The following is a 20,921-nucleotide window of genomic DNA, read 5'->3' on the forward strand; positions in this document are numbered from 1 at the left end:
TGCCTGCCTTCTTCGCATCGAGGATGGCGCGCAAGATCGCGGCGGCGATGGCTGCGCTTGGGATCGGGGCCTGCGTGGCGGGGAAGATGGTCATGCTGCCAGCACCCCCTTCGCCTTGCGCAGAGCGGCGCGCAGGTAGCCGCGGGCTTCCTCGGCCTGCCAGTGCTGCGGCTGAGGCCGCACCACATCCGCACGATCATGGCCGTGGATGAGGTCTGGATGGAACACACCATTCAGGCGATGAAACAGCCCCCCGAGGGCGTGAAGACCCTGCCGCAGATGTCAGCCCAGCCGCTGACCGCGAAGCTGCTGGACGTGATGATGGGATAGGGCAGGATGCGTCTACTTGTCCTTTGGTTTGGTTCGCGCAGCCTTTGATGTGGCTATCCGTTCATCGGCAGCGAGTTTTCGGGCAGTTTTTCGCAGCGCATCGAAGCGCTCATACTCGCGGACTGCGTGTGCGTCTGCATTGCGCCGCTGCACGGTTCCGCCGTCTCTTAGCACAGTCCGACCTAAGCCGAGCAGTTGATTGTCCATCAGCCGCTTCGCATCATCCATGACAACAAGTCGTCCCAAATCCAACTGATCCTCAAAGACGGTAAGAAGGATATCTGTCAGCCGGTTTAACTCTCTAATCTCGGTTTCTGAGAGGTAGTTCTTAGAGATCGTTACGTCTGCCTTGCGGATGTTGTCGTTCGGCCATGACACAAGGCCCATGTTAGCCGCGCGATGATCTGCTCGACTGCGAACTACCTCTGAGGGTGTTTGAGACACCACTGCATAGACCATCTTGGCCTGCATATACCGGAAGAACCGCTGCCCTGTCTCTTGTTTGCCGTCATAGTCTTGGCAGAGCGAACAGATACGCTGAAGTTCGGCGTAGAGGTTGGCTTCATCCGAACGGATATCGCGGATGATTTCGCGCAGTTCACGGATGCGATCAAGGTTCCCTGCTTGCTTGAGCCGAGGGGCATCAACGACAAAACCCTTTTTCGCATACTGAACAAGCACGCCAGTGGCCCAGCGCCTGAATATGGTCGCTTGTGCCGAAGACACCCTATAGCCAACCGAGATCACCATATCCAAGCTGTAGAGAGTCGCCGGTCGGCCATTGGTTGTTTGCATTTTTTGCAAAGAACTTGATTCGTCCAGTTCTCCGTCCTCTAGCACGTTTCCTATGTGCCTTGAAATTGTTGACACATCGCGCCCAAAGAGTTCACCGATCTGAGCTTGACTCATCCAGAGGGTTTCTCCCTCGAATCTGATGTCAAGGCGCAAACCCTTATCTGTCGAGTAGACAAGAAAGCGGTCGCCTGTCCGCTCATCCTCAACCAGATGAACGGGTGTGTTCTCGTCGTCATCGTTCATGACAGGATCCTATTCTTAAATTTCAAAACTGCTTCCGCAGCCGGACCCCAGCCCCGCCGCCATTCTCTTCAATGAACTCGACCCCAGCGGCTTCGAGGGCCGCACGGATCGCGGCGATGGCCTGATCCGAAACGACCCGGCGTTCTTTCTCGAAATCAACCACGGTGGACAGTCCTAAGCCTGCCGCCGCAGCGAGGTCAGGCTGTTTCATATTCAGCATCGCGCGAGCGCCACGGCATTGCGTTGGGGTCATTTACAACATTTTCTGTTGACGGCATGGCTAGCCGTGCTTATCAATATTAACTGTTGATACCCTAACCGCAAGGACATGACAATGCGAACGAACCCGATTCACGGGGCTGGCCCCGGCTTGCCTATCGCCATCATCGAGGAAATCCACGACTGCATCGCGCTGGCGCTGGACGCCACCGAAGGCCAGGGGCACCTGCATCAGCCGGCAATAGGCGTCGATTGCCTGCCAGCTGATCGGGTCCGGCCCGTGCGGCCCGCAGGTGCGGGCACGGTTCAGGGCGAGGAACGCCTCCACCACCGGATCGCTGCCTTCGGGAAACCGGGCGGGCTTGTGTTCCAGTATGGCCTTGAATGTGGCGCAGATGGCTTTCTCGTGTTTCATCTCATCCTCTGGGGTAGCGCGTGGCATGGCCCACTTTCTGGGTGAAGGTGCGGTCATACTGCCGCAGGCCCTCGCGCGTGATCTCGATGCTCTGACCCTTGGCCTGCTCAAGGATCTGCGCCTCGAGGCCCGCTGACAGGGCGATCTTGATCGTGCTGGTCCCGCCGCCGGCTGCCGCAGGTGCGGGGATGCCGACCGGGCCGCCCTGGGCATAGCCCCGGCTGGCCGCGCTGTGCATGGCCTCGAGGTTCCGCACCCCGATCCGCTTCACCGCGTCCGCGCTGAACACATATTCGCCCCGGTGGACGATGCCCGCCGGTTCCAGTATGCCGCCCGTGCCGGTAAAGCCGCCATCCGAGAAGCCGATGGCTGTGGCCAGCCCGCCCATACCCGGCAAAGCCATCATGCCTTTGACGAATTGCATCTTCGCGGCTTCCATCAGCAGCCGGGCAACGGCTTCCCGGGCGCTGTTCGCGCCTTCCAGCATTGCCCCGAAGATGCCTTCCAGTGCCTGTTTGCCGCGCTCGGATTGTTCCTGCACCTTGCGCATCCGCTCGGCGGCTTCCTCGGCCTTGGCGCCAGCGGTGACATAGGCTTCGGCCAGTTTATCGACCTCAGCGATCAGTTCCGGCGTCAGGGCCTTCCCGGCCTTTGTGGCCGCATGCAGCAGTTCGGCGCGCTTGCGGGCGTATTCGATGGCATCGCCGTATTCCTTGCCGCTGGCCGCCACCGCGATCAGGGACGCCGCCTCTGCCTCAAGGGCGCGGGTGCGGTCACGGATTGCCTCGACTTCGCGCTGGAACTCATCTGGCCGGGCCGATGCAGAACGACCGCCGCCGCCCTTGCTGCCACCTCTGCCGCCCCGGCCACCGCCGCCACGGGCCGCCTTGCCAGCCTCGCGCCGGGCATCCTCTGCGGCAAGGGCTGCCGCCGCTGCGGCTTCTGCCTCGGTCGCGGTGAGGTTCACCCCGGCATCGCTGCTGCGTTTCAGGACCGCCTCGACCTCGCGTTGCAGCCGTAGCTGTTCGCTGGTGGCGCTGTTGCGGGCGGCCTCTGCCTCGTTGAACTTGGTAACTGCCTCGCGCTGCGCGGTCAGGCTGTCCATGCTGGCCGTCTCTGCCGCGTGACGCGCCCGCAAGGCCGCGCCCTGCTGCTGATCAGCACCTTGCCCGACCGATCCGGCAATGGCCGCGTGCATCTCCCGCGCGAGGCTGGTGACGGAGGCGATCACCCCGCCGAGGCGCTGCAACTGGCTGATGACGCCGCCGAACTGCACCCGATCCCCGGCCTCAAGTTGATCGAAGGCCGCCGTCGCGGCTTGCTCGATCTCGCCCAGCTTCTGGGAAAAGTCTTCGCCGCTGATCTCGCCGCGCTGGAACGCGGCCGTCAAATCGTCCATCTCTCTGACCGCCTCGCGCAGCGCGTCGGCGGCCTCGTCATAGCCCCAGCTGTCCAGCCGCCCGATCACGTCCAGCATCGCCATGCCGGCGGCGCGGGCCTCATCGCCCAGCCTGACATATTCGCCCTGCAACTGGTGCAGCGCCTCGGCGTTCTGTTCGACCGCATCCCGGTTCTTCGCCAGCGCGTCATAGACCTCATCGCCGAGGATCGCCCGGCCTTCCGCCTCGTCATGGAAAACCTGATCCAGCCGCTCGCGGAAGTCGGCCAGTTCCGCGCCCGCCGCCAGCAGGCCCACGATCAGCTTCTTGCTGAACGCCGCCGCCGAGGCCGACAGCTGCGCAAACTTGCGGTCGATCTCTTCGGCCTTGCGGATCAGTTCCTCGTCCATCACCACGCCGGCATCATGGGCAGCCTGGATCATGTCATCGATGCCGTCAGCCCCACCTTTCAGGGCATTGACCATCCGGCGCCCCACGTCGCCGAAAGCGGCCTGCGCGATGGCCAGCTTTTCCTGTTCGGTCCCGGCGCTGCGGACTGCTTCGGCGATCTCGCGCAGCATCTCCATCTGGGTCTTCATCTCGCCATTGGCGTGGCGGACGCTGATCCGGTATCGCTCGAGCGTGGTTTGCAGCGGCCCGCCGCCATGCACGGCCTCGCCCACGCGGCGGGTGAAGCGGGTCAGGGAGGCGTTGAATTCCTCGGCGCTGAACCCGGCCAACTGAAAGCCATGTTGTAACCCCTGCAGTGCCTCAAGCTGCCAGATGGCATCGCCCAGAATATGCGGGCGCTCAGCGTCCAGCAGTTTGATGGTGTCTTCTTCCATTGTTCATTCCTCATGCCTTGCGGGCACGGGAGGTTCGCGCTAGACTCTGACGGTCTCGACACCGCAAATGAATAGCGCCGCCGCCCGAAGCCCACGGGTGGCGGTTTTCATTAGGCGGTGACGCCCTTCATGGCCCATGCGTCGGCTTCCGCCAGCAGGATCAGCGTGCAATGTCCGCGCTTGTGGCGGGTCAGTTCGCCGTTGGCGAAGGCGCGGTTGATGGTGCTGACACTCACGGAATACCGGCGCGCGGCGTCGTTAATCCGAATGAAAAGCGGCTGAATGGGGTCGGTAATATTGGCCATTTTGTTCCTCTGGGCCTTGGGCCAAGAGAACCGACAGCGGACGGCCGCGCCAAACATGACAAAGGTCAGGCTTGCATGTTAACAAACTGTCAACAATAATATCGTAGCGTCCGCGCACTGTCGGCTCCACTTGGGGTTGGTAGGGGGGAAGGCCGGTGCGCTCAGTTCTCAGGCTTACACGCGCCGGCCTTCCGGCTTTTATGTCATGTTCCGCCCTGCCGGTGCGGGAACAATGCAGAAACGCTATGCCCTGTCATTGGTGCGCTCAACCTAAATTTTACGTTTCGGTAACAGGTTTTGCGTTGACAAAGAATCGGAGCGCTGAAAGGCCGCCAGCGCATGTTGCGCGGCAAGCTAATGGCGGATTTGCTCGACTCAGATATGGTTGACATACGGCACCGCGACATTGCCCCTTGCAGGGGTAGAAGAACTCGCAACCTGTCGCGCCCTAAACCCTCGGTGTGTCGGGGCTTACGCTGTGTCGCCGGGCCGTTATGGCCACATATAGACAGCACATGACACATCAGCGCAGCCCCCTGTGTCATTTTCCTGCCCTCTTTTTCATCAGGGTGACGTTTTCGGTGTCCACCTGCTGCCCCGTCACATGCCCTGCCCAAGTGTCCATGATCGACCGGCGGGCTTCCAGTTCGTCGGTTCGGCGGTAGGCCCGTGAGGTTGATGTGCCGACCTTATGGGCAAGGCACATTTCGGCCAGATGCTCGGGCACGCCGGTTTCGGCAGCCCAGTCGCGGAAGCTGGACCGGAAGCCGTGCGGCCGGGCGTCCATGCCTGCGCGCGACATGAGGGTGGTCATTGCCATGTCGCTGATGACGCCCTTCGTCTTGCCGGGGAACAGGTATCCGGCGCGGCTCTGCGCGATGGCCTCTCTTGCGATGCTGACGGCAGGATAGGACAGCGGCACGCGAAACGGCACCGCCTTACCTTTGCGGCCCTTCATCCGCCCGCCTTCGCCCTCGGCTGGTATCGTCCAGATCGCCGCGTCCAAATCGAATTGATCGGCATGCGCGAAGCGGATCGGGCGGCTGTGGTTCGCGGTCAGGATCAGCAGCCGCAGCGCCAGTTGCGTCGGCGTCCCCGCTGTCAGCGTGGCATAGAATCCCGGCACCTCGCTATAAGGCAGGGCGGCGATATGCGTGACCTGATGGCCCTGATCTCCAAGGATCTCGCGGGCCAGCGCCGGAGCGTTGAGATTGACCTCAAAGGATCGGGCGGCGGCATGGCGAAGCACAATCCCGATTCGCTGCAATGCCTTCATCGCGGCGTCGGGGGTGTCCCGCCAGATCGGACGCAGCGCATCGGCGATATCGTTCTGGTTCAGACTCTCCACGTCCCGCCTGCCCAGCAGGGGCAGAATATGGACGCGCAGAGGGGACAGCCAGCGCCCGGCGTCACCATCATCGCGCAAGCCAGGCTTGATCGCCTCGAAGGCGGCTTGCGTCATTTCGACCAGCGTGCGCCCCGGTGCGGCGGCCCGGCTGCGCTGCGCGGCGCGGGCGGCCAGAGGGTCGCCGCCCTCCCGTAGCACTCTGGCCCATTCGTCGCGCTGTCTGCGCGCCTCCGCGAGTGAAACATCAGGAAACGCACCCAAGCCCATTTCACGGCGCCGGGCGCCCAGAGGGTAACGATAAACCCATGATCTGCCGCCTGCCTCCGAAACATTCAGGTATAACCCGCCGCCATCGGCGTGCCGACCGGCCGGCAATGCTGCACATGCACGGGCTGTTAGGTGCATCCGTTTTCTTTCCACCATCCGTTCCACCAAAATTTCTGCGCTTCGCAGATATTGTATGACACGGACAGACGCGTAAAACTACAGAAATAAAGGGAAATTATGAACGCCAAGGAGCGGTCAGAAACCTCAGTTATATGTTTCTCGACCGCACCATCATCACCTGACAATTCGGATGCCGCGACAGCGGTTGTGCGGGCCAGCGGGGCCTGCCGGATCTGCTTTTATACCGCCCCGGCAGACTTGCCCATAATTTAGGCATGTCGTGCCGTGCGGCTGTCTTGTCGCAAATGGTAATTGCAATTGGGCTGTCACGCTGCGTAACCTCTGCCTGCGCCACAAGCAGAACAAGACCTACAGGGGGATGCGCATTGACCGGCAAGACCAGTGGTGACGGCTTCGTCGTTTTCGACCACGTCCAGAAAAGCTATGACGGGCAAACACTTGTCGTCAAAGATCTGAATATTTCCATCGCCAGGGGTGAATTTCTGACCATGCTTGGCCCGTCAGGTTCAGGCAAGACCACCTGCCTGATGATGTTGGCCGGATTTGAAACCGCCACCCATGGTGAAATCCGGCTGGACGGGCGCAACATCAATGATGTGCCGCCGCACAAGCGTGGAATCGGTATGGTTTTTCAAAGCTATGCCCTGTTTCCGCATATGACCGTGGGTGAAAATCTGGCCTTTCCGCTGGAAGTGCGGGGCATGACCAAGGCCGAGCGTGACGCCCGGATCAAGCGCGCGCTGGACATGGTGCAGATGGGGGCTTTTGCCAGCCGCCGCCCCTCGCAACTGTCGGGCGGGCAGCAACAGCGGATCGCACTGGCCCGCGCGCTGGTGTTTGACCCCGAGCTGGTGCTGATGGATGAACCGCTGGGTGCGCTGGACAAGCAGCTGCGCGAGCATATGCAATATGAAATCAAGCAGTTGCACCACAAACTGGGAATCACGGTTGTTTATGTGACCCACGATCAGGGTGAGGCGCTGACCATGAGCGATCGCATTGCCGTGTTCAACGATGGCCGCATTCAGCAGCTTGCCCCACCCGAGGTGTTGTATGAAAAGCCGGAAAACAGCTTTGTTGCCAATTTCATCGGCGAAAACAACGCACTGCCCGGAAAGATTGAGAAACTGGATGGCAATCGGGCGCTGGTCCGGTTGGGCAATGGCGAACTGATCGACGCAACAGCCGTCAATATCCGCGAGGTCGGGCAGGACACCCGCGTGTCCATCCGCCCCGAGCGGGTCGAGTTCAAGCCCGACCTGATGCCCGTCGGGGCGCATACGATCGAAGCCGAGGTGGTTGACGTGATCTATATGGGTGACATTCTGCGCGCCCGGCTGAAGGTCGCGGGCAGCGACGGGTTCGTGATGAAATACCGCAACACGCTGGGGCAAACCAAGCTGTCGCCGGGGGACAAGCTGCATATAGGCTGGCACCCGCAGGACGCCCGTGCACTGGACCCGGTGTGATCCGATGCGCTGCGCCTTCGCCCTGATTGCCGCCGCGCTGCCGCTGACCGCCGCCGCGCAGGATCGCAGCATCACCGTGATTTCCTGGGGCGGTGATTTTTCCGCCGCTCAGGTCGAGGCGCTGAACCGCCCTTTTACCGCCGACACAGGCATCGGGGTGCTGATGGTCGATGCCGGCGATCCGGCCCTGCCGCTGAAGGCGCAGGTCGAGGCAGGCAATGTTACCACCGACGTGGCCAGCATCGGCTATGCCGAGGCGACGCAGCTTTGCGATGCCGGTGTGGTGCAGCCCATCGACCACGCGATTCTGACGCCCGCGCCTGACGGCACCCCGCTGGAGCAGGATTTCATGCCGGGCAGCCTGTCGGAATGTTTCGTCGCGACCGATATTTATTCCACGATCATTGCCTGGGATGATCGGGCGATGGATGGCGCTATGCCGCAGACCGTTGCCGATTTTTTTGATCTGGACCGCTTTCCGGGCCGTCGCGGCGTTCTGAAAGAGCCGCGCTTCACGCTGGAAATGGCGCTGATGGCCGATGGCGTGCCTGCCACGCAGGTCTATGAGGTGTTGTCCACGGATGCGGGCGTGGACCGCGCCTTTGCCAAGCTGGATACGATCAAGGACCAGTCGATCTTTTGGGAGGCAGGTGCCCAGCCCCGGCAGTTGCTGGCCGATGGCGAGGTGGCGATGTCGATGGCCTATAACGGCCGTATCTTCGCCGCTCGCGTCGATGACGGCGTGCCGGTGTCGATGATGTGGGATGGCCAGATCTACGAGATCGAAGGCTGGGTCATTCCGACCGGCGCGCCCAACCCGGCCGAGGCGCTGGAATATGTCGCCTATACTACGTCGCCGCAGGTGATGGCGGGGTTCGCGGGGCAGATCAGCTATGGCCTGCCGCGCCATAGTGCTGCCGCACTGGTGGGCAATTATCGCGATACCGACATGCCAATGGCCGGTCATCTGCCGACCGCGCCCGAAAATATGTCAAATGCGCTGCAATTCGACCATGATTTCTGGGTCGATCACCTGAATGAACTGAACGAACGCTTTGCCCGCTGGGTGGCGGCGTGATTAACTGGACCTGCTGCCGGAACAGGCAGCCAATCACAACGGCGCATACGCCAGACCCATAGTCCAACCGGAGAAAAAACCGACATGAAAAGACTGCTTATCCTGACCACCGCACTGGGCGCACTGGCTGTTCCCGCTTCGGCGGATGTGAACCTGTTGTCCTGGGGCGGGGCATACGGGAATTCTCATCTGGAAGCCTATGTCAAACCGTTTCAGGCTGAAACCGGCATCAAGGTGAACATGGCCGATGCCGATAACCCCGCCACGCCGATCAAGGCCATGGTCGAGGCGGGCAACATCACCACCGATGTGGCCTCGGTGGAATATGCCGACGCGGTGCGCCTGTGTGACGAAGGGCTGCTGGAAACGATTGACCCGGCGATCCTGACCGTGGCCGAAGATGGCACCGCCATCGAGGATGACTTTATCGACGGGGCGATCACCGACTGTTTCGTGGCCACCGACGTTTATTCGATGGTGCTGGCCTATGACGACAGCAAATTCGCCGATGCCAAACCCTCGACCCCGGCGGATTTCTTTGATCTGGCGGCCTTCCCCGGCAAGCGCACCATGCGCAAGGGGGCGAAATTCAATCTGGAATTCGCGCTGATGGCCGATGGCGTCGCCCCGGATGAGGTTTATGACCTGCTGACCACCCCCGAAGGCGTGGACCGTGCCTTTGCCAAGCTGGACACGATCAAGAACGACACCATCTGGTGGGAAGCGGGCGCGCAGCCGCCGCAACTGCTGGCCGATGGCGAAGTGACGATGGCCTATGCCTTCAACGGCCGGATTTTCAACGCCGCCCATGGCGAGAACAAGCCGTTCAAGATCGTCTGGGACGGACAGATTTATGAAATGGAAGGCTGGATCGTGCCCAAGGGCGCGCCGAATCTGGAAGAAGCGCTGAAGTTCATCACATGGACCACCGCCCCCGCGCCGCAGGCCCGTGCCGCTGAATTCATCAGCTATGGCCCGCCGCGCCGCTCGGCTGCCGCGCTGGTCGGCAATATCGAAGGTTCGGACGTGCCGATGGGGCCGAATCTGCCGACGACAGCAGAAAACCTGACCAATGCACTGGGGTCGAACCTTGAATTCTGGGTCGATCACGATGCCGAGTTGAACGAACGCTTCAACAGCTGGCTGGCCAGCTGATCTGCCCGTGACAACCGCCGTTCCCGCCACATCGGCGGGGACGACCGCGCAGGAAAGAACCAGCTGCATCCAGCAGCCATCATATGGTGAGGAAGATGCTATGAGGTCTGAACTTCTTGTCGGAACGGCGCTTGCCCTGCTTGCCGGTCCCGCGTTGGCCGAAGGGCCGATCAACATCACCACCTATGGCGGTGCTTGGGGCGGTGCCGTGAACGAGGCGTTCGCCAAGCCCTTTACCGAGGCGACCGGCATCGGTACGACGATGATCGACAATTCCGACCCGCCCACCCGACTGAAAGCCGAGGTCGAGGCGGGGAACGTGCAAAGCGATGTGTTCGACGTTGAACAATCGGATGTGCTGCGCCTGTGCGACGAAGGGCTGATCGAACCGCTTGATCCGGCCATCCTGCCTGCGGGGGCCGACGGGGCCTCGCCCGCCGATGATTATCTGCCCGCCGCGCTGCATGAATGCGGCACGGCGATCATGGTCTGGTCCACCGTCATCGCCTATGATGCCAGTGCCTTCCCGGATGCTGCGCCGACGACGGTGGCGGATTTCTTTGACATCCAGAACTTCCCCGGCAAGCGCGGCTTTATCAAACGGCCCAAATATACGCTAGAATTTGCCCTGCTGGGTGACGGCGTGGCCCCGGACGAGGTTTATGATGTCCTGTCCACCCCTGAGGGCGTTGACCGCGCCTTTGCCAAGCTGGACCAGATCAAGGGCGACATCATCTGGTGGGAAGCCGGGGCGCAGGCACCGCAACTGCTAGCCGACAAAGAGGCGTCGATGACGCTGGCCTATAACGGCCGGATCTTTGACGCCATCGTGCAAGAGGGCAGGCCCTTCGGCTTTGTCTGGGATGGCGTGAACCTCGATATGGATTACTGGGTGGTTCCGGTGGGTGCCCCCAACCGCGAGGCGGCGATGAAATTTATCGCTTTTGCCGCTGATCCGGCGCAGCAGGCCAATCTGTCGCAATACATCGCCTATGGCCCGCCGCGTAAATCGGCGGCCTCCAGCGTCGGCAAATTCAAGGACGGCACCACCGATATGGCGCCTTATCTGCCGACGACGCCTGAAAACGTCGAGAATGCGCTGGTCAACGATGCCGAGTTCTGGGCCGATCACGACACCGAACTGACCGAGCGTTTCAACGCCTGGCTGGCAAGCTGACACAGATGGTCGCGCGCGGATATCTGCGCGCGGCCCGAAAAATGAAAACGGCGGCACAAACCGCCAAACAGGGAGAAATACACATGAAAAAATATCTGATTCTTGGCACGGCGCTGGCCGGTCTGGCGGGGGCCGCCTCTGCCCAGCAGGTGAATGTCGTATCCTGGGGCGGGGCATATTCGGCCAGTCAGGTCGAAGCCTATAACAAGCCCTTCACCGAGGCGACCGGCATCACCGTCAATATGATCGACGCCGACGATCCCGCCGTGCCGCTGAAAGCGCAGGTCGAGGCGGGGAACGTCACCGCCGATGTCTTTGACCTTGACCATGCCGGCGCCGTGCGCCTGTGCGACGAGGGCGCGGCGATTGCCATTGACGCCGCTGATCTGCCGCCCGCGCCTGACGGCACCCCTGCGGTGGACGATTTCATTCCCGGCGCGCTGACCGATTGCGCCGTGGGCAACATCGTCTGGGGCACTGTCATCGCTTATGACACGACCAAGTTCCCGGACGGCGCGCCCCAGACGGCCGCCGATTTCTTCGACGTCGAGAAATTCCCGGGCAAACGCGGCCTGCCGCCGAGTGCGAAACGCACGCTGTCGCTGGCGCTGGTTGCCGATGGCGTCGCGCCCGATCAGGTTCTGGCAACGCTGGCCACCCCCGAAGGCGTCGATCGCGCCTTTGCCAAGCTGGACACGATCAAACGCGACATCGTGTGGTGGGAAGCGGGCGCGCAGCCGCCGCAACTGCTGGCCGATGGCGAGGTGACGATGACCACGGTCTATAACGGCCGCATCTTTGACGCCATCGTGGCCGAGGGAAAGCCCTTCGACATCATCTGGGACGGGCAATATATGGAGATGAACCTGTTCGTGATCGCCGAGGGTGCCCCCAACAGGGATGCGGCGCTGGAATATGTGAAATTCGCCACAGATACACAGCAGTTGGCTGAACAGGCGAAATACATCAGCTATGGTCCGGCGCGGCAATCCTCGATGCCGCTGATCGATCTTTACAAGGATGGCAAGACCGAGATGGAGCCGCATATGCCGAACTCGCCCGAGCATATGGAAACCGCGGTCATGGACGATCCCGAGTTCTGGGCTGACCACGACATCGAACTGACCGAGCGTCTGCGCAGCTGGCTGTCGCAGAACTGATGCCGGTTGTCCGCCGCCCTCGCGCGGGGCGGCGGCTTATCTGATCCGATCCCGCCGAACCGAAGGTGACAGATGTCGAACGCCCTAGATCCCCATGCCGCCATTGTCGCCACTGCCTCGGGTGTCAGCCCTGACGGTGTGATGCGCACGGCTGATGGCAAGCCGCTGCGGCGCGCCTTGATGCGGTCGCAGGCACGGGCGCGGCGGCGGGCGTTTTTGCTGGTCACGCCGTTGCTGCTGTTTGTGCTGCTGACCTTTGTGGTGCCCATCGGGCAGATGCTGCAACGCTCGTTCTATAACGCTGAATTCGCCGACAATATGCCCCGCGTGACCGAGTGGTTCCACAATACGGCACCCGGCACGCCGCCCGATGATGCCGCCTGGACGGCGCTTGGCGAAGATATCAAAGAGGCTGCGGCGGCCCGCACCATTGCCCGCGCTGGCACGCGTCTGAATTATGACATGTCGGGGGCGCGGTCGCTGTTCACCTCGACCGGGCGGGCGGCCCGCAATATGGAGCCGCCCTATCAGGCCGCCCTGGCCGAGATCGACTCACGTTGGGAAAGCCCCTTGTTGTGGGCCAAGATGCGGCAGTCGGCGAATGCGCTGACCGGCGATTTCTATCTGGCCGCCGTCGACCGCACCCGCGACGAGACGGGCAATATCACCAGCGTTCCCCAACAGCAGCAGATCTATGTCAAGCTGTTCATCCGCACGCTGGTGCTGTCGGCGGTCATCACGCTGACCACCTTTGTTCTTGGCTTTCCGATTGCGCATCTGCTGGCGACATTGCCGATGCGCAAATCAAACCTGCTGATGATCCTTGTGCTGCTGCCGTTCTGGACCTCGCTTCTTGTGCGGACGACAAGCTGGATCGTGCTGCTGCAACAACAGGGTGTCATCAACGATCTGCTGATCTTTTTCGGCATTATCGGCCAGCAAAGCCGGTTGCAGATGATCTATAACATGACCGGCACGATCATTGCGATGACGCATATCCTGCTGCCCTTCATGGTGCTGCCGCTGTATTCGGTGATGCGGACGATCAACCCGTCCTATGTCCGCGCTGCCCGCAGTCTTGGCGCGACAAGCTGGACAGCCTTTCGCCGCGTCTATTTCCCGCAGACCCTGCCGGGGCTGGGGGCCGGGGCGCTGTTGGTGTTCATTCTGGCCGTTGGTTACTATATCACACCGGCACTGGTCGGCGGGGCCTCGGGGCAGCTGATTTCCAACATGATCGCCATGCACACCACGCAGACGCTGAACTGGTCGCTGGCGGCGGCGCTGTCCACCATTCTGTTGGTAATCGTGCTGCTGCTTTACTGGCTGTATGACCGCATGGTCGGCATCGACAATCTGAAACTGGGGTAAAGATCATGGCGCTTCCTTCATATGCCTCTCCGCTGGAAAAATTGTGGCATGGCGCCTATCTGGTGATCTGCACGGCGATCTTTATCTTTCTGATCGCGCCGATTCTGGTGTTCATTCCGCTGTCGTTCAACGCGGAACCCTATTTCACCTTTACCGAAAAGATGCTGACGCTGGACCCGGAAGGTTACAGCACACGCTGGTATCAGACACTGTTGACCTTCGGGATGCAGAACCCTGACGGCAACACCGGCTGGGCGTGGTGGCAGGATGCGTGGAACAATGCGCATTGGGTGAAGGCGGCCAAGAACTCGATCATCATCGGGATCAGTGCGACGCTGGTGGCGACCTTTCTGGGGACGCTGGCCGCGCTTGGGCTGTCGCGGCCCGAAATGCCGTTCCGCCGGGCAATCATGGCGATGCTGATTTCACCGATGATCGTGCCGGTCATCATCTCGGCCTTGGGCATGTTCTTTTTCTATTCGAACCCCTGCGGTATTCTGGGGCTAAGCGGTTCTGACGGCGGCCCGGCCTGCGGGCGTTTGACCGGCAGCTATCTGGGGATCGTGCTGGCCCATGCGACGCTGGGGATTCCCTTTGTCATCATCACCGTCACCGCCACGCTGGTCGGGTTCGACCAGTCGCTGAACCGGGCCGCTGCCTCGCTGGGGGCCAGCCCGCGCACGACGTTCTTCAAAATCACCCTGCCGCTGATTCTGCCGGGGGTGATTTCGGGCGCGCTGTTCGCCTTTGTCACAAGCTTTGACGAGGTGATCGTGGTGCTGCTGATCGCCGCGCCGGAACAGCAGACCATCCCGCGCCAGATGTGGAACGGCATCCGCGAACAGATCAGTCCGGCGATTCTGGCCATCGCCACGCTGCTGGTGGTCTTTTCCATCGCGCTGTTGACCACCGTCGAACTGCTGCGCCGCCGGTCGGAACGTATCCGCGGTGTCACCCCGTCATGACCCCCGAACAGCTTGAGGATGACGCGGCCCGCCCCAAGGCCCCGCCGATCCCCGGCCTGACGCCGATGCAGGAATTGCACGGTAAGGGGCTGGCGCGCATCCATCGCATGTATCTGAAGGAACTGACGGCGGTGGCCCGGCTGATGGCGGATATTCGCGCCGGTCAGGCCAGCCCTCAGGCCCTGCCGTCCGCCATCGCCGGGATGACGCTGACGCAAAATCTGGCACTGTTCGGTTCGGTCTGTGGGCGGCAATGCGCCCTGCTGCAAAATCACCATGACATCGAAGAACACTGGATGTTTCCCGCCATCGCCGAACATGAGCAGGCAGGGCTGGGGGCGGTGCTGGAGCGGCTGAAGGCCGAACACAAGGTGATCCACAGCCTGATTGGTCAGTTGCGGCAGGTGGCCGAAGATCTGGCTCAGGCAGCCGATGACGCGGGCTTTGCCGCGTGCGCCACCGCGTTTGACCGGCTGGACCGCGCCATCCGTTCACATTTCGGATACGAGGAAACGCAGCTTGGTCCGGCCATGGGCTATCTGGGGATTCCGGTTTAGGGACGCAGGGCAGGGGGCTGGTGCAGCGCGTGTCAGCCGCCCGTATGGCTCATGTGACGGGACATCTGGCCGCTGACCGTCTGGCGGGAATAGTCGAAATCATGGCCCTTGGGCTTGCGCGCGATGGCGGCGCGGATGACGTCAGTCAGGGCGTCGTTATCGCCGCTGGCGCGCAGAGGGGCGCGCAGATCGGCACGGTCTTCCTGCCCCAGACACATGAACAATTCGCCGGTGCAGGTAACGCGCACACGATTGCAGCTTTCGCAGAAATTATGCGTCAGCGGCGTGATAAAGCCGATCTTCTGCCCGGTTTCCGCCAGCTTGACATAACGGGCAGGCCCGCCGGTGCGTTCGGCCAGATCGGTCAGGGTAAACCGTTGCGCCAGACGGGCGCGCAGGTCGATCAGGGGCCAGTATTGGTCCAGACGCACCTCGCCCTCCATCTCGCCCATGGGCATGACCTCGATGAAGGTCAGGTCAAAGCCCTGATCGCCGCACCAGCCGACCAGATCGAACAACTCGTCTTCGTTGAAGCCTTTCAGCGCGACGGTGTTGATCTTGATCCGTAATCCGGCGTCTTGTGCGGCGCGCAACCCGTCCAGCACCTGATTCAGCCGGCCCCAGCGGGTAATCTGTGCGAATTTGCCTTCGTCCAGCGTATCCAGCGATACATTCACCCGCCGCACGCCGCAATCGACCAGATCGCGGGCAAAGCGACGCAGCTGGCTGCCGTTGGTGGTCAGGGTCAGTTCGTCCAGCCCGTTTCCCAGATGACGCGACATGGCGCGGAAAAACTCGATGATGCCGCGCCGGACCAGCGGTTCGCCGCCGGTGACGCGCAGTTTACGCACCCCAAGGCCGATAAAGGCGGAACAGAGCCGGTCCAGTTCCTCAAGCGTCAGCAGGTCGGCCTTGGGCAGAAACTGCATATGTTCGACCATGCAATAGGTGCAGCGAAAATCGCAGCGGTCTGTCACCGACACCCGCAAATAGGTGATGGGCCGGGCGAATGGGTCGATCAAGGGTGCGCAGGTCATACGCCTGATTTAAGGGCGTGACGACCGCAGCACAAGCACGACCCGATCACACAGCCGTCGCTGGACCCACGGCACAACTGCCGCTAGCGTGGCGCAAAACAACCGAGGAAAGCCTGATGACCGTCCTGAGTTTTGCCAAACGCCCGCTGGTGCTGATCCTGCTGATCCTGCCGGTTCTGGCACTGTCCGCCTGTGCAGCGGCAACCACGCAGGCCACGACCCAGCGGCCCGGCAGTGGCACCGCAGCCGCGCCCGAAACCCCGCAGGCCCCTGAGGTGGTGCAGGCCGCTGCCGCTGTGACCCGCGCCCCCGCGCCACGTCCTTCTGCCCGTGCGACAGCGGCGCAGCTGAACACCACCACCGCCGCACAGCGTGCGGCTGCTGCGGAAAGGCCTGCGGCCAGTGGGGAAACCCGTCTGGGCACCACGGTTGCTTCGCTGGGGGATGCGACGCAGCCGGGCTTTTGGATCAAGACGCCGCTGGTGAAAACGCAGGCCGTGGGCCGGATCGTCAACCCGGCGAACGGCAAATCGGCCAAGGTCGATCTGATACCGCTGAATGGTCCGGCCAGCGGCGGCAGTCAGGTTTCGCTGCCTGCGCTGCAACTGCTGGGGATTTCGCTGACCGACCTGCCGGTGATCGAGGTGTTCCGGTCATAAATCTGCCGGGGCGGCGCTGTCGCCGCCTCGTCTCCTTTTCGTGGCCGCAGCCTTTCGTGATTGATCCGCGCCGCCAGCCGCCCTATCGTCCGCGCAGTCACAAAAGGGGGCGGACATGGCGGTTCAATCGGTTGGCGTGATCGGTGCGGGGCAGATGGGCAACGGCATCGCCCATGTCTTTGCGCTGGCGGGATACGACGTGCTGATGACGGACATCAGCCGTGAGGCGCTGGACAAGGCGGTGGGGCTGATCGACAAGAACATGGAACGTCAGGTCAGCCGCGGCAAGATTTCGGCCGAGGACAAGGAAGCGGCGCTTGCGCGGCTGACAACCACGATGACGCTGACCGATCTGGGCCAGACCGATCTGGTGATTGAGGCCGCGACAGAACGCGAAACCGTCAAGCAGGCAATCTTCGAAGACCTGCTGCCGCATCTGAAGCCGAACACGATCCTGACCTCGAACACCTCGTCGATCTCGATCACGCGGCTGGCCAGCCGCACCGACCGGCCGGGCAAGTTCATGGGCTTTCACTTCATGAACCCGGTGCCGGTGATGCAGCTGGTCGAACTGATCCGGGGCATCGCCACGGATGAGGAAACCTATAAAACCCTGTTGGGTGTGGTTGAAAAGATCGGCAAGACCGCCGCCAGCGCCGAGGATTTCCCGGCCTTCATTGTCAACCGCATCCTGATGCCGATGATAAACGAGGCCGTCTATACGCTGTATGAAGGCGTCGGGAACGTCCGCTCGATCGACGAATCGCTGAAACTGGGCGCCAATCACCCGATGGGACCGCTGGAACTGGCCGACTTTATCGGGCTGGATACCTGCCTTGCGATCATGAACGTGCTGCACGACGGGCTGGCCGATACGAAATACCGGCCCTGTCCGCTGCTGACGAAATACGTCGAGGCAGGTTGGCTTGGGCGCAAGACCGGGCGGGGCTTCTATGATTATTCTGGCGAAACTCCGGTGCCGACGCGCTGATCCCCCTTGCGCATGCCGGGCATCCGCCGTAATCAGATGACCGGCCTTAGGGGTTTAGCTCAGTTGGTAGAGCATCGGTCTCCAAAACCGAGGGTCGTGGGTTCGAGTCCCCCAACCCCTGCCAGGCCGTTTCCGCGATTGTTATTCGCCACACCATGCGCGCCTTGGGCTGCCTGGTCCTTGGCATGCGGTAGTGGAAAACGGCACTGCGCTGCCAATGTGGGCTGCACGGCCCATGACCGCTGCTGCTTTGGGGGACGCAAAAGGGGCTTAGGCTGGTGTTCATAGGCCGTCTGGCAATCTGAAAGCTGTGGCCATCACACTGCGTATGCTTGCGCTGGCCCGCTATCGGGAGGGAGGCGGTGTGACCAGATATGCTGAGTAATGACGACGCACGCCCTTTGCCAGAGGCGCTGACTGATGATCTGGGGTTGCGTGACGCTGTGGCCGTTCAAGGCTTTCATCCGCAAATGTTTGCGCTGCCCTTGTTGGGCAAAGCGACGCGCTGATCCTGAATTCCTTGCGCAAATGTGGCGGTGCCGTCGTGCTGGAGGCGATGGCATGGGGCTGCCGGTGATTGCCAGCAACTGGGGTGGCCCGGCGGATTATCTGACCGCCGACACTGGTATCTGGTTGATTCAATGCCGCGCGACAGCTTTGCCCGGCGGTTGGCCGATGCCACGGTGGATCTGGCCAACACCCCCGACAAGTGGCGACGCAGGGGCGGGCGGCGTGCGTTGTGTGACTGGAACCAAAAATTGACCGGATGATCGAGGTTTATGACCAGACGCCTGGCTGGCCGATGCCCGCCAATCAGACTGCCGCGCCCAGATCGCGGGCGATTGCGGCAAGTTCCTCGGATGCGGGGCTGACCGGAACCGAATAACTGTCCGGCCCGTCGGCCAGATAAGCGGCGGAACTGACGTCATGGACATGGTGCATCGGCACGACATGGGCGTGGACATGCGGCACATGGATGCCGGTAAAGAACATTGCCACCCGTTCGACGCCATACAGCTTTTTCTGCGCGCGGGCGATCTGCTGCGACAATGCCATTACTTCGGCGGCTAGGGGGGCGGGCATATCCTCGAACCAGACGTGATGATCGCGCGGCACGACCAGCGTATGGCCGGGCCGGATCGGGTGCAGATCCAGAAAGGCGACGAGATTGTCGGTTTCGGCGACTTTATGGGCGGGCAGCGCGCCGGATGTAATGCGGCAGAACAGGCAGTCGGTCATGGTTCCCCCCTTGTGCTGGCCGTGATGGTGGCGCGCGGAGCTGCGCGCGTCAACCGTGCGGCACCGGCGCCCAGATCACCGCGTCAATCTGCGGCGCGGCGGTAGCCAGCATCACCAGCCGGTCAAAACCCAAAGCGATGCCGCTGGCTGCTGGCATGATCGTCAGAGCCGCCAGAAAATCGTGGTCCAGCGGATAGCGGTGGCCATAGATGCGCTGCTTTTCGTCCATCTCGGCGGTAAAGCGGCGCTGTTGTTCGGCGGAGTCGGTCAACTCGCCGAAACCGTTGGCCAGTTCGACGCCGCAGGCATACAGCTCGAACCGCTCGGCAAAGCGGGGATCGTCGGGGCAGGGGCGGGCCAGCGCGGCCTCGGCCACCGGGTAACGGTCCAGAACGGTGGCGCGACCCATGCCAAGACGCGGCTCGACCTTTTCCACCAGAACGCGGCTGAACATGTCGGCCCAAGTGTCGTCACCGGCATGGCGCAGCCCGGCGGCCCGCATCTGCCCCGCCATGGCGGTCAGGTCGGTCGTGCCGTCATCGCGCAACGTCGCGGCCAGATCGACATCGGCATAGCGGGCAAATGCATCGGCCACCGACAGCCGCTCCGGCGCGGCAAAGGGATCACAGACGGCATCGCGAAACCGCAGCGCCGTCGCACCGGCCCCCTGCGCCGCCAACCGCAGCAGGGCTGCGCAATCCTCCATCAGCGCATCATAGGGCGCACCGGCGCGATACCACTCCAGCATGGTGAATTCGGAGCTGTGCAACGGCCCCCGCTCGCGGTTGCGCCATACATGGGCAAAGGCGGCGATCCGGGTCTCGCCCGCTGCCAGCAGCTTTTTCATTGCAAATTCAGGGCTGGTATGCAGATACATCCGCCGCGCCGTGCCGTCATTTCCCACCGCGTCGGTGGCAAAGGCGTGCAGATGCGCCTCGTTTCCCGGCGAGATGGCCAGTGCCGCCGGGTCCACCTCGGTAAAACCCTCATCGTCCAGCCAGCCGCGGATCATGCGTTGAATCCGGTTCCGCGCCAATAGGGCAGGGCGCCGCCCCTCGTGTCGTTCTGGCCGCCACCAATCGTTCATGCGCATCCTCGGGGTCTGGTGAAATCCGTTCGTCCACGTTATGGCGTGGCATCCCGCGCCCTTAGGCGCGCCCCGATTTATGGTCAAGGAGCCATTCGTGAAGGTCATCGCCTCTAGCCTGCGCAAAGGTAATGTCGTCGAACTGGACGACAAGCTGTATGTCGTGCTTACCGCCCAGAACTTCCATCCGGGCAAGGGCACGCCGGTCACTCAGGTCGATATGCGCCGCATTTCCGACGGCGTGAAGGTCAGCGAACGCTGGCGGACGACCGAACAGGTCGAACGTGCCCATGTGGACGAACGGTCGTATAATTTTCTGTATGAAGATGGCGAAGGCTATCACTTCATGGAGCCGGAAAGTTATGAGCAGGTCGTGGTGTCGCCCGATGTGATCGGCGATCAGGCCGTTTATCTGCAAGAAGGCGCAAGCTGTTTCCTGCAAGTTTATAACGGTGTGCCGATTTCCATTGAAATGCCCGCCAAGATCACCGTTGAAATCACCGAGACCGAGCCGGTGGTTAAAGGGCAAACCGCTTCGTCGTCGTATAAACCGGCGATTTGCGATAATGGTTTGCGGGTGATGGTGCCGCCGCATATCGGCGTGGGCACCCGAATCGTGATTAATACCGAGGATAATTCCTACGTCGAACGCGCGAAAGACTGATCTTTTCGCGATTGGTTCAGAAAGG

The 20,921-nt window shown here is 62.0% G+C and carries 21 protein-coding genes and 1 tRNA gene; 13 read left to right on the plus strand and 9 right to left on the minus strand.

The window, feature by feature from the left end:
• Positions 1 to 162: 162 nt before the first annotated feature.
• Entirely contained in the window at positions 163 to 330 is a 168-nt protein-coding gene (locus Q4G22_RS10210) for a hypothetical protein (RefSeq protein ID WP_303385803.1), read from the plus strand.
• A gap of 12 nt (positions 331 to 342) precedes the next feature.
• On the opposite strand, the gene rhuM is transcribed toward Q4G22_RS10210, so the two are convergent.
• The 6 genes from rhuM to Q4G22_RS10240 all read right to left on the minus strand — a co-directional run bounded on the left by rhuM (position 343) and on the right by Q4G22_RS10240 (position 6,302).
• Complete coding sequence (rhuM, locus tag Q4G22_RS10215; protein WP_303385804.1) at positions 343 to 1,368, minus strand: RhuM family protein; 1,026 nt, start codon at positions 1,366 to 1,368, stop codon at positions 343 to 345.
• A 22-nt stretch (positions 1,369 to 1,390) separates the two neighbouring features.
• Positions 1,391 to 1,588: a transcriptional regulator gene (locus Q4G22_RS10220; protein WP_303385805.1), complete on the minus strand. Its 198-nt coding sequence runs from the start codon at positions 1,586 to 1,588 to the stop codon at positions 1,391 to 1,393.
• Positions 1,589 to 1,648: 60 nt separating this feature from the next.
• Positions 1,649 to 2,002 (minus strand): hypothetical protein, encoded by a 354-nt coding sequence (locus Q4G22_RS10225; protein ID WP_303385806.1) that lies wholly within the window; start codon positions 2,000 to 2,002, stop codon positions 1,649 to 1,651.
• Position 2,003: 1 nt separating this feature from the next.
• Complete coding sequence (locus Q4G22_RS10230; protein WP_303385807.1) at positions 2,004 to 4,226, minus strand: hypothetical protein; 2,223 nt, start codon at positions 4,224 to 4,226, stop codon at positions 2,004 to 2,006.
• Positions 4,227 to 4,336: 110 nt separating this feature from the next.
• On the minus strand, positions 4,337 to 4,531 hold the full coding sequence (locus Q4G22_RS10235) for a hypothetical protein (RefSeq protein WP_303385808.1): 195 nt from the start codon (positions 4,529 to 4,531) through the stop codon (positions 4,337 to 4,339).
• A gap of 541 nt (positions 4,532 to 5,072) precedes the next feature.
• Positions 5,073 to 6,302, minus strand: coding sequence for a tyrosine-type recombinase/integrase (locus tag Q4G22_RS10240; protein ID WP_368661472.1), 1,230 nt, complete (start codon positions 6,300 to 6,302; stop codon positions 5,073 to 5,075).
• 350 nt (positions 6,303 to 6,652) lie between these two features.
• Between Q4G22_RS10240 and Q4G22_RS10245 the strand changes: the two genes are divergently transcribed.
• The 8 genes from Q4G22_RS10245 to Q4G22_RS10280 all read left to right on the plus strand — a co-directional run bounded on the left by Q4G22_RS10245 (position 6,653) and on the right by Q4G22_RS10280 (position 15,219).
• Positions 6,653 to 7,756 carry an ABC transporter ATP-binding protein gene (locus Q4G22_RS10245; RefSeq protein ID WP_303385810.1) on the plus strand — a complete coding sequence of 368 codons (1,104 nt, stop codon included), beginning with the start codon at positions 6,653 to 6,655 and terminating at the stop codon, positions 7,754 to 7,756.
• A gap of 4 nt (positions 7,757 to 7,760) precedes the next feature.
• Positions 7,761 to 8,834: an ABC transporter substrate-binding protein gene (locus Q4G22_RS10250; RefSeq protein WP_303385811.1), complete on the plus strand. Its 1,074-nt coding sequence runs from the start codon at positions 7,761 to 7,763 to the stop codon at positions 8,832 to 8,834.
• A gap of 84 nt (positions 8,835 to 8,918) precedes the next feature.
• On the plus strand, positions 8,919 to 9,989 hold the full coding sequence (locus Q4G22_RS10255) for an ABC transporter substrate-binding protein (protein ID WP_303385812.1): 1,071 nt from the start codon (positions 8,919 to 8,921) through the stop codon (positions 9,987 to 9,989).
• 100 nt (positions 9,990 to 10,089) lie between these two features.
• A complete protein-coding gene (locus Q4G22_RS10260) occupies positions 10,090 to 11,166 on the plus strand; it encodes a polyamine ABC transporter substrate-binding protein (RefSeq protein ID WP_303385813.1) in 1,077 nt (358 codons plus the stop codon).
• A gap of 83 nt (positions 11,167 to 11,249) precedes the next feature.
• Positions 11,250 to 12,326 carry an ABC transporter substrate-binding protein gene (locus Q4G22_RS10265; RefSeq protein WP_303385814.1) on the plus strand — a complete coding sequence of 359 codons (1,077 nt, stop codon included), beginning with the start codon at positions 11,250 to 11,252 and terminating at the stop codon, positions 12,324 to 12,326.
• Positions 12,327 to 12,467: 141 nt separating this feature from the next.
• Positions 12,468 to 13,697 (plus strand): ABC transporter permease, encoded by a 1,230-nt coding sequence (locus Q4G22_RS10270; RefSeq protein ID WP_303385839.1) that lies wholly within the window; start codon positions 12,468 to 12,470, stop codon positions 13,695 to 13,697.
• Positions 13,698 to 13,702: 5 nt separating this feature from the next.
• Complete coding sequence (locus tag Q4G22_RS10275) at positions 13,703 to 14,662, plus strand: ABC transporter permease (protein ID WP_303385815.1); 960 nt, start codon at positions 13,703 to 13,705, stop codon at positions 14,660 to 14,662.
• The gene (locus Q4G22_RS10280) at positions 14,659 to 15,219 is read left to right on the plus strand and encodes a hemerythrin domain-containing protein (RefSeq protein WP_303385816.1); all 561 of its coding nucleotides are present in this window, start codon (positions 14,659 to 14,661) and stop codon (positions 15,217 to 15,219) included. Before Q4G22_RS10275 ends, Q4G22_RS10280 begins: the two co-directional genes overlap by 4 nt.
• A 32-nt stretch (positions 15,220 to 15,251) precedes the next feature.
• On the opposite strand, the gene moaA is transcribed toward Q4G22_RS10280, so the two are convergent.
• A complete protein-coding gene (gene moaA / locus Q4G22_RS10285) occupies positions 15,252 to 16,256 on the minus strand; it encodes a GTP 3',8-cyclase MoaA (RefSeq protein ID WP_303385817.1) in 1,005 nt (334 codons plus the stop codon).
• 116 nt (positions 16,257 to 16,372) lie between these two features.
• Here moaA and Q4G22_RS10290 point away from each other — a divergent pair, with 116 nt between their 5' ends.
• From Q4G22_RS10290 to Q4G22_RS10300, 3 genes are all read left to right on the plus strand, one after another.
• Complete coding sequence (locus tag Q4G22_RS10290) at positions 16,373 to 16,915, plus strand: hypothetical protein (RefSeq protein ID WP_303385818.1); 543 nt, start codon at positions 16,373 to 16,375, stop codon at positions 16,913 to 16,915.
• Positions 16,916 to 17,030: 115 nt separating this feature from the next.
• On the plus strand, positions 17,031 to 17,906 hold the full coding sequence (locus Q4G22_RS10295; RefSeq protein ID WP_303385819.1) for a 3-hydroxybutyryl-CoA dehydrogenase: 876 nt from the start codon (positions 17,031 to 17,033) through the stop codon (positions 17,904 to 17,906).
• A 48-nt stretch (positions 17,907 to 17,954) separates the two neighbouring features.
• Positions 17,955 to 18,030 (plus strand) — tRNA-Trp (locus Q4G22_RS10300).
• 689 nt (positions 18,031 to 18,719) lie between these two features.
• Here the strand turns inward: Q4G22_RS10300 and Q4G22_RS10305 are convergent.
• Together Q4G22_RS10305 and epmA are read right to left on the minus strand one after the other, a co-directional pair.
• A complete protein-coding gene (locus Q4G22_RS10305; protein ID WP_303385820.1) occupies positions 18,720 to 19,145 on the minus strand; it encodes an HIT family protein in 426 nt (141 codons plus the stop codon).
• Between the two features lie 49 nt (positions 19,146 to 19,194).
• Positions 19,195 to 20,238 carry an EF-P lysine aminoacylase EpmA gene (gene epmA / locus Q4G22_RS10310; protein WP_303385821.1) on the minus strand — a complete coding sequence of 348 codons (1,044 nt, stop codon included), beginning with the start codon at positions 20,236 to 20,238 and terminating at the stop codon, positions 19,195 to 19,197.
• A gap of 91 nt (positions 20,239 to 20,329) precedes the next feature.
• Here epmA and efp point away from each other — a divergent pair, with 91 nt between their 5' ends.
• Positions 20,330 to 20,896 (plus strand): elongation factor P, encoded by a 567-nt coding sequence (gene efp / locus Q4G22_RS10315; RefSeq protein WP_303385822.1) that lies wholly within the window; start codon positions 20,330 to 20,332, stop codon positions 20,894 to 20,896.
• The last annotated feature ends 25 nt before the right edge of the window (positions 20,897 to 20,921 follow it).

The sequence above is a fragment of the Paracoccus sp. (in: a-proteobacteria) genome (genome assembly GCF_030538655.1).
In the GTDB taxonomy this organism is placed as follows: Bacteria; Pseudomonadota; Alphaproteobacteria; order Rhodobacterales; family Rhodobacteraceae; genus Paracoccus.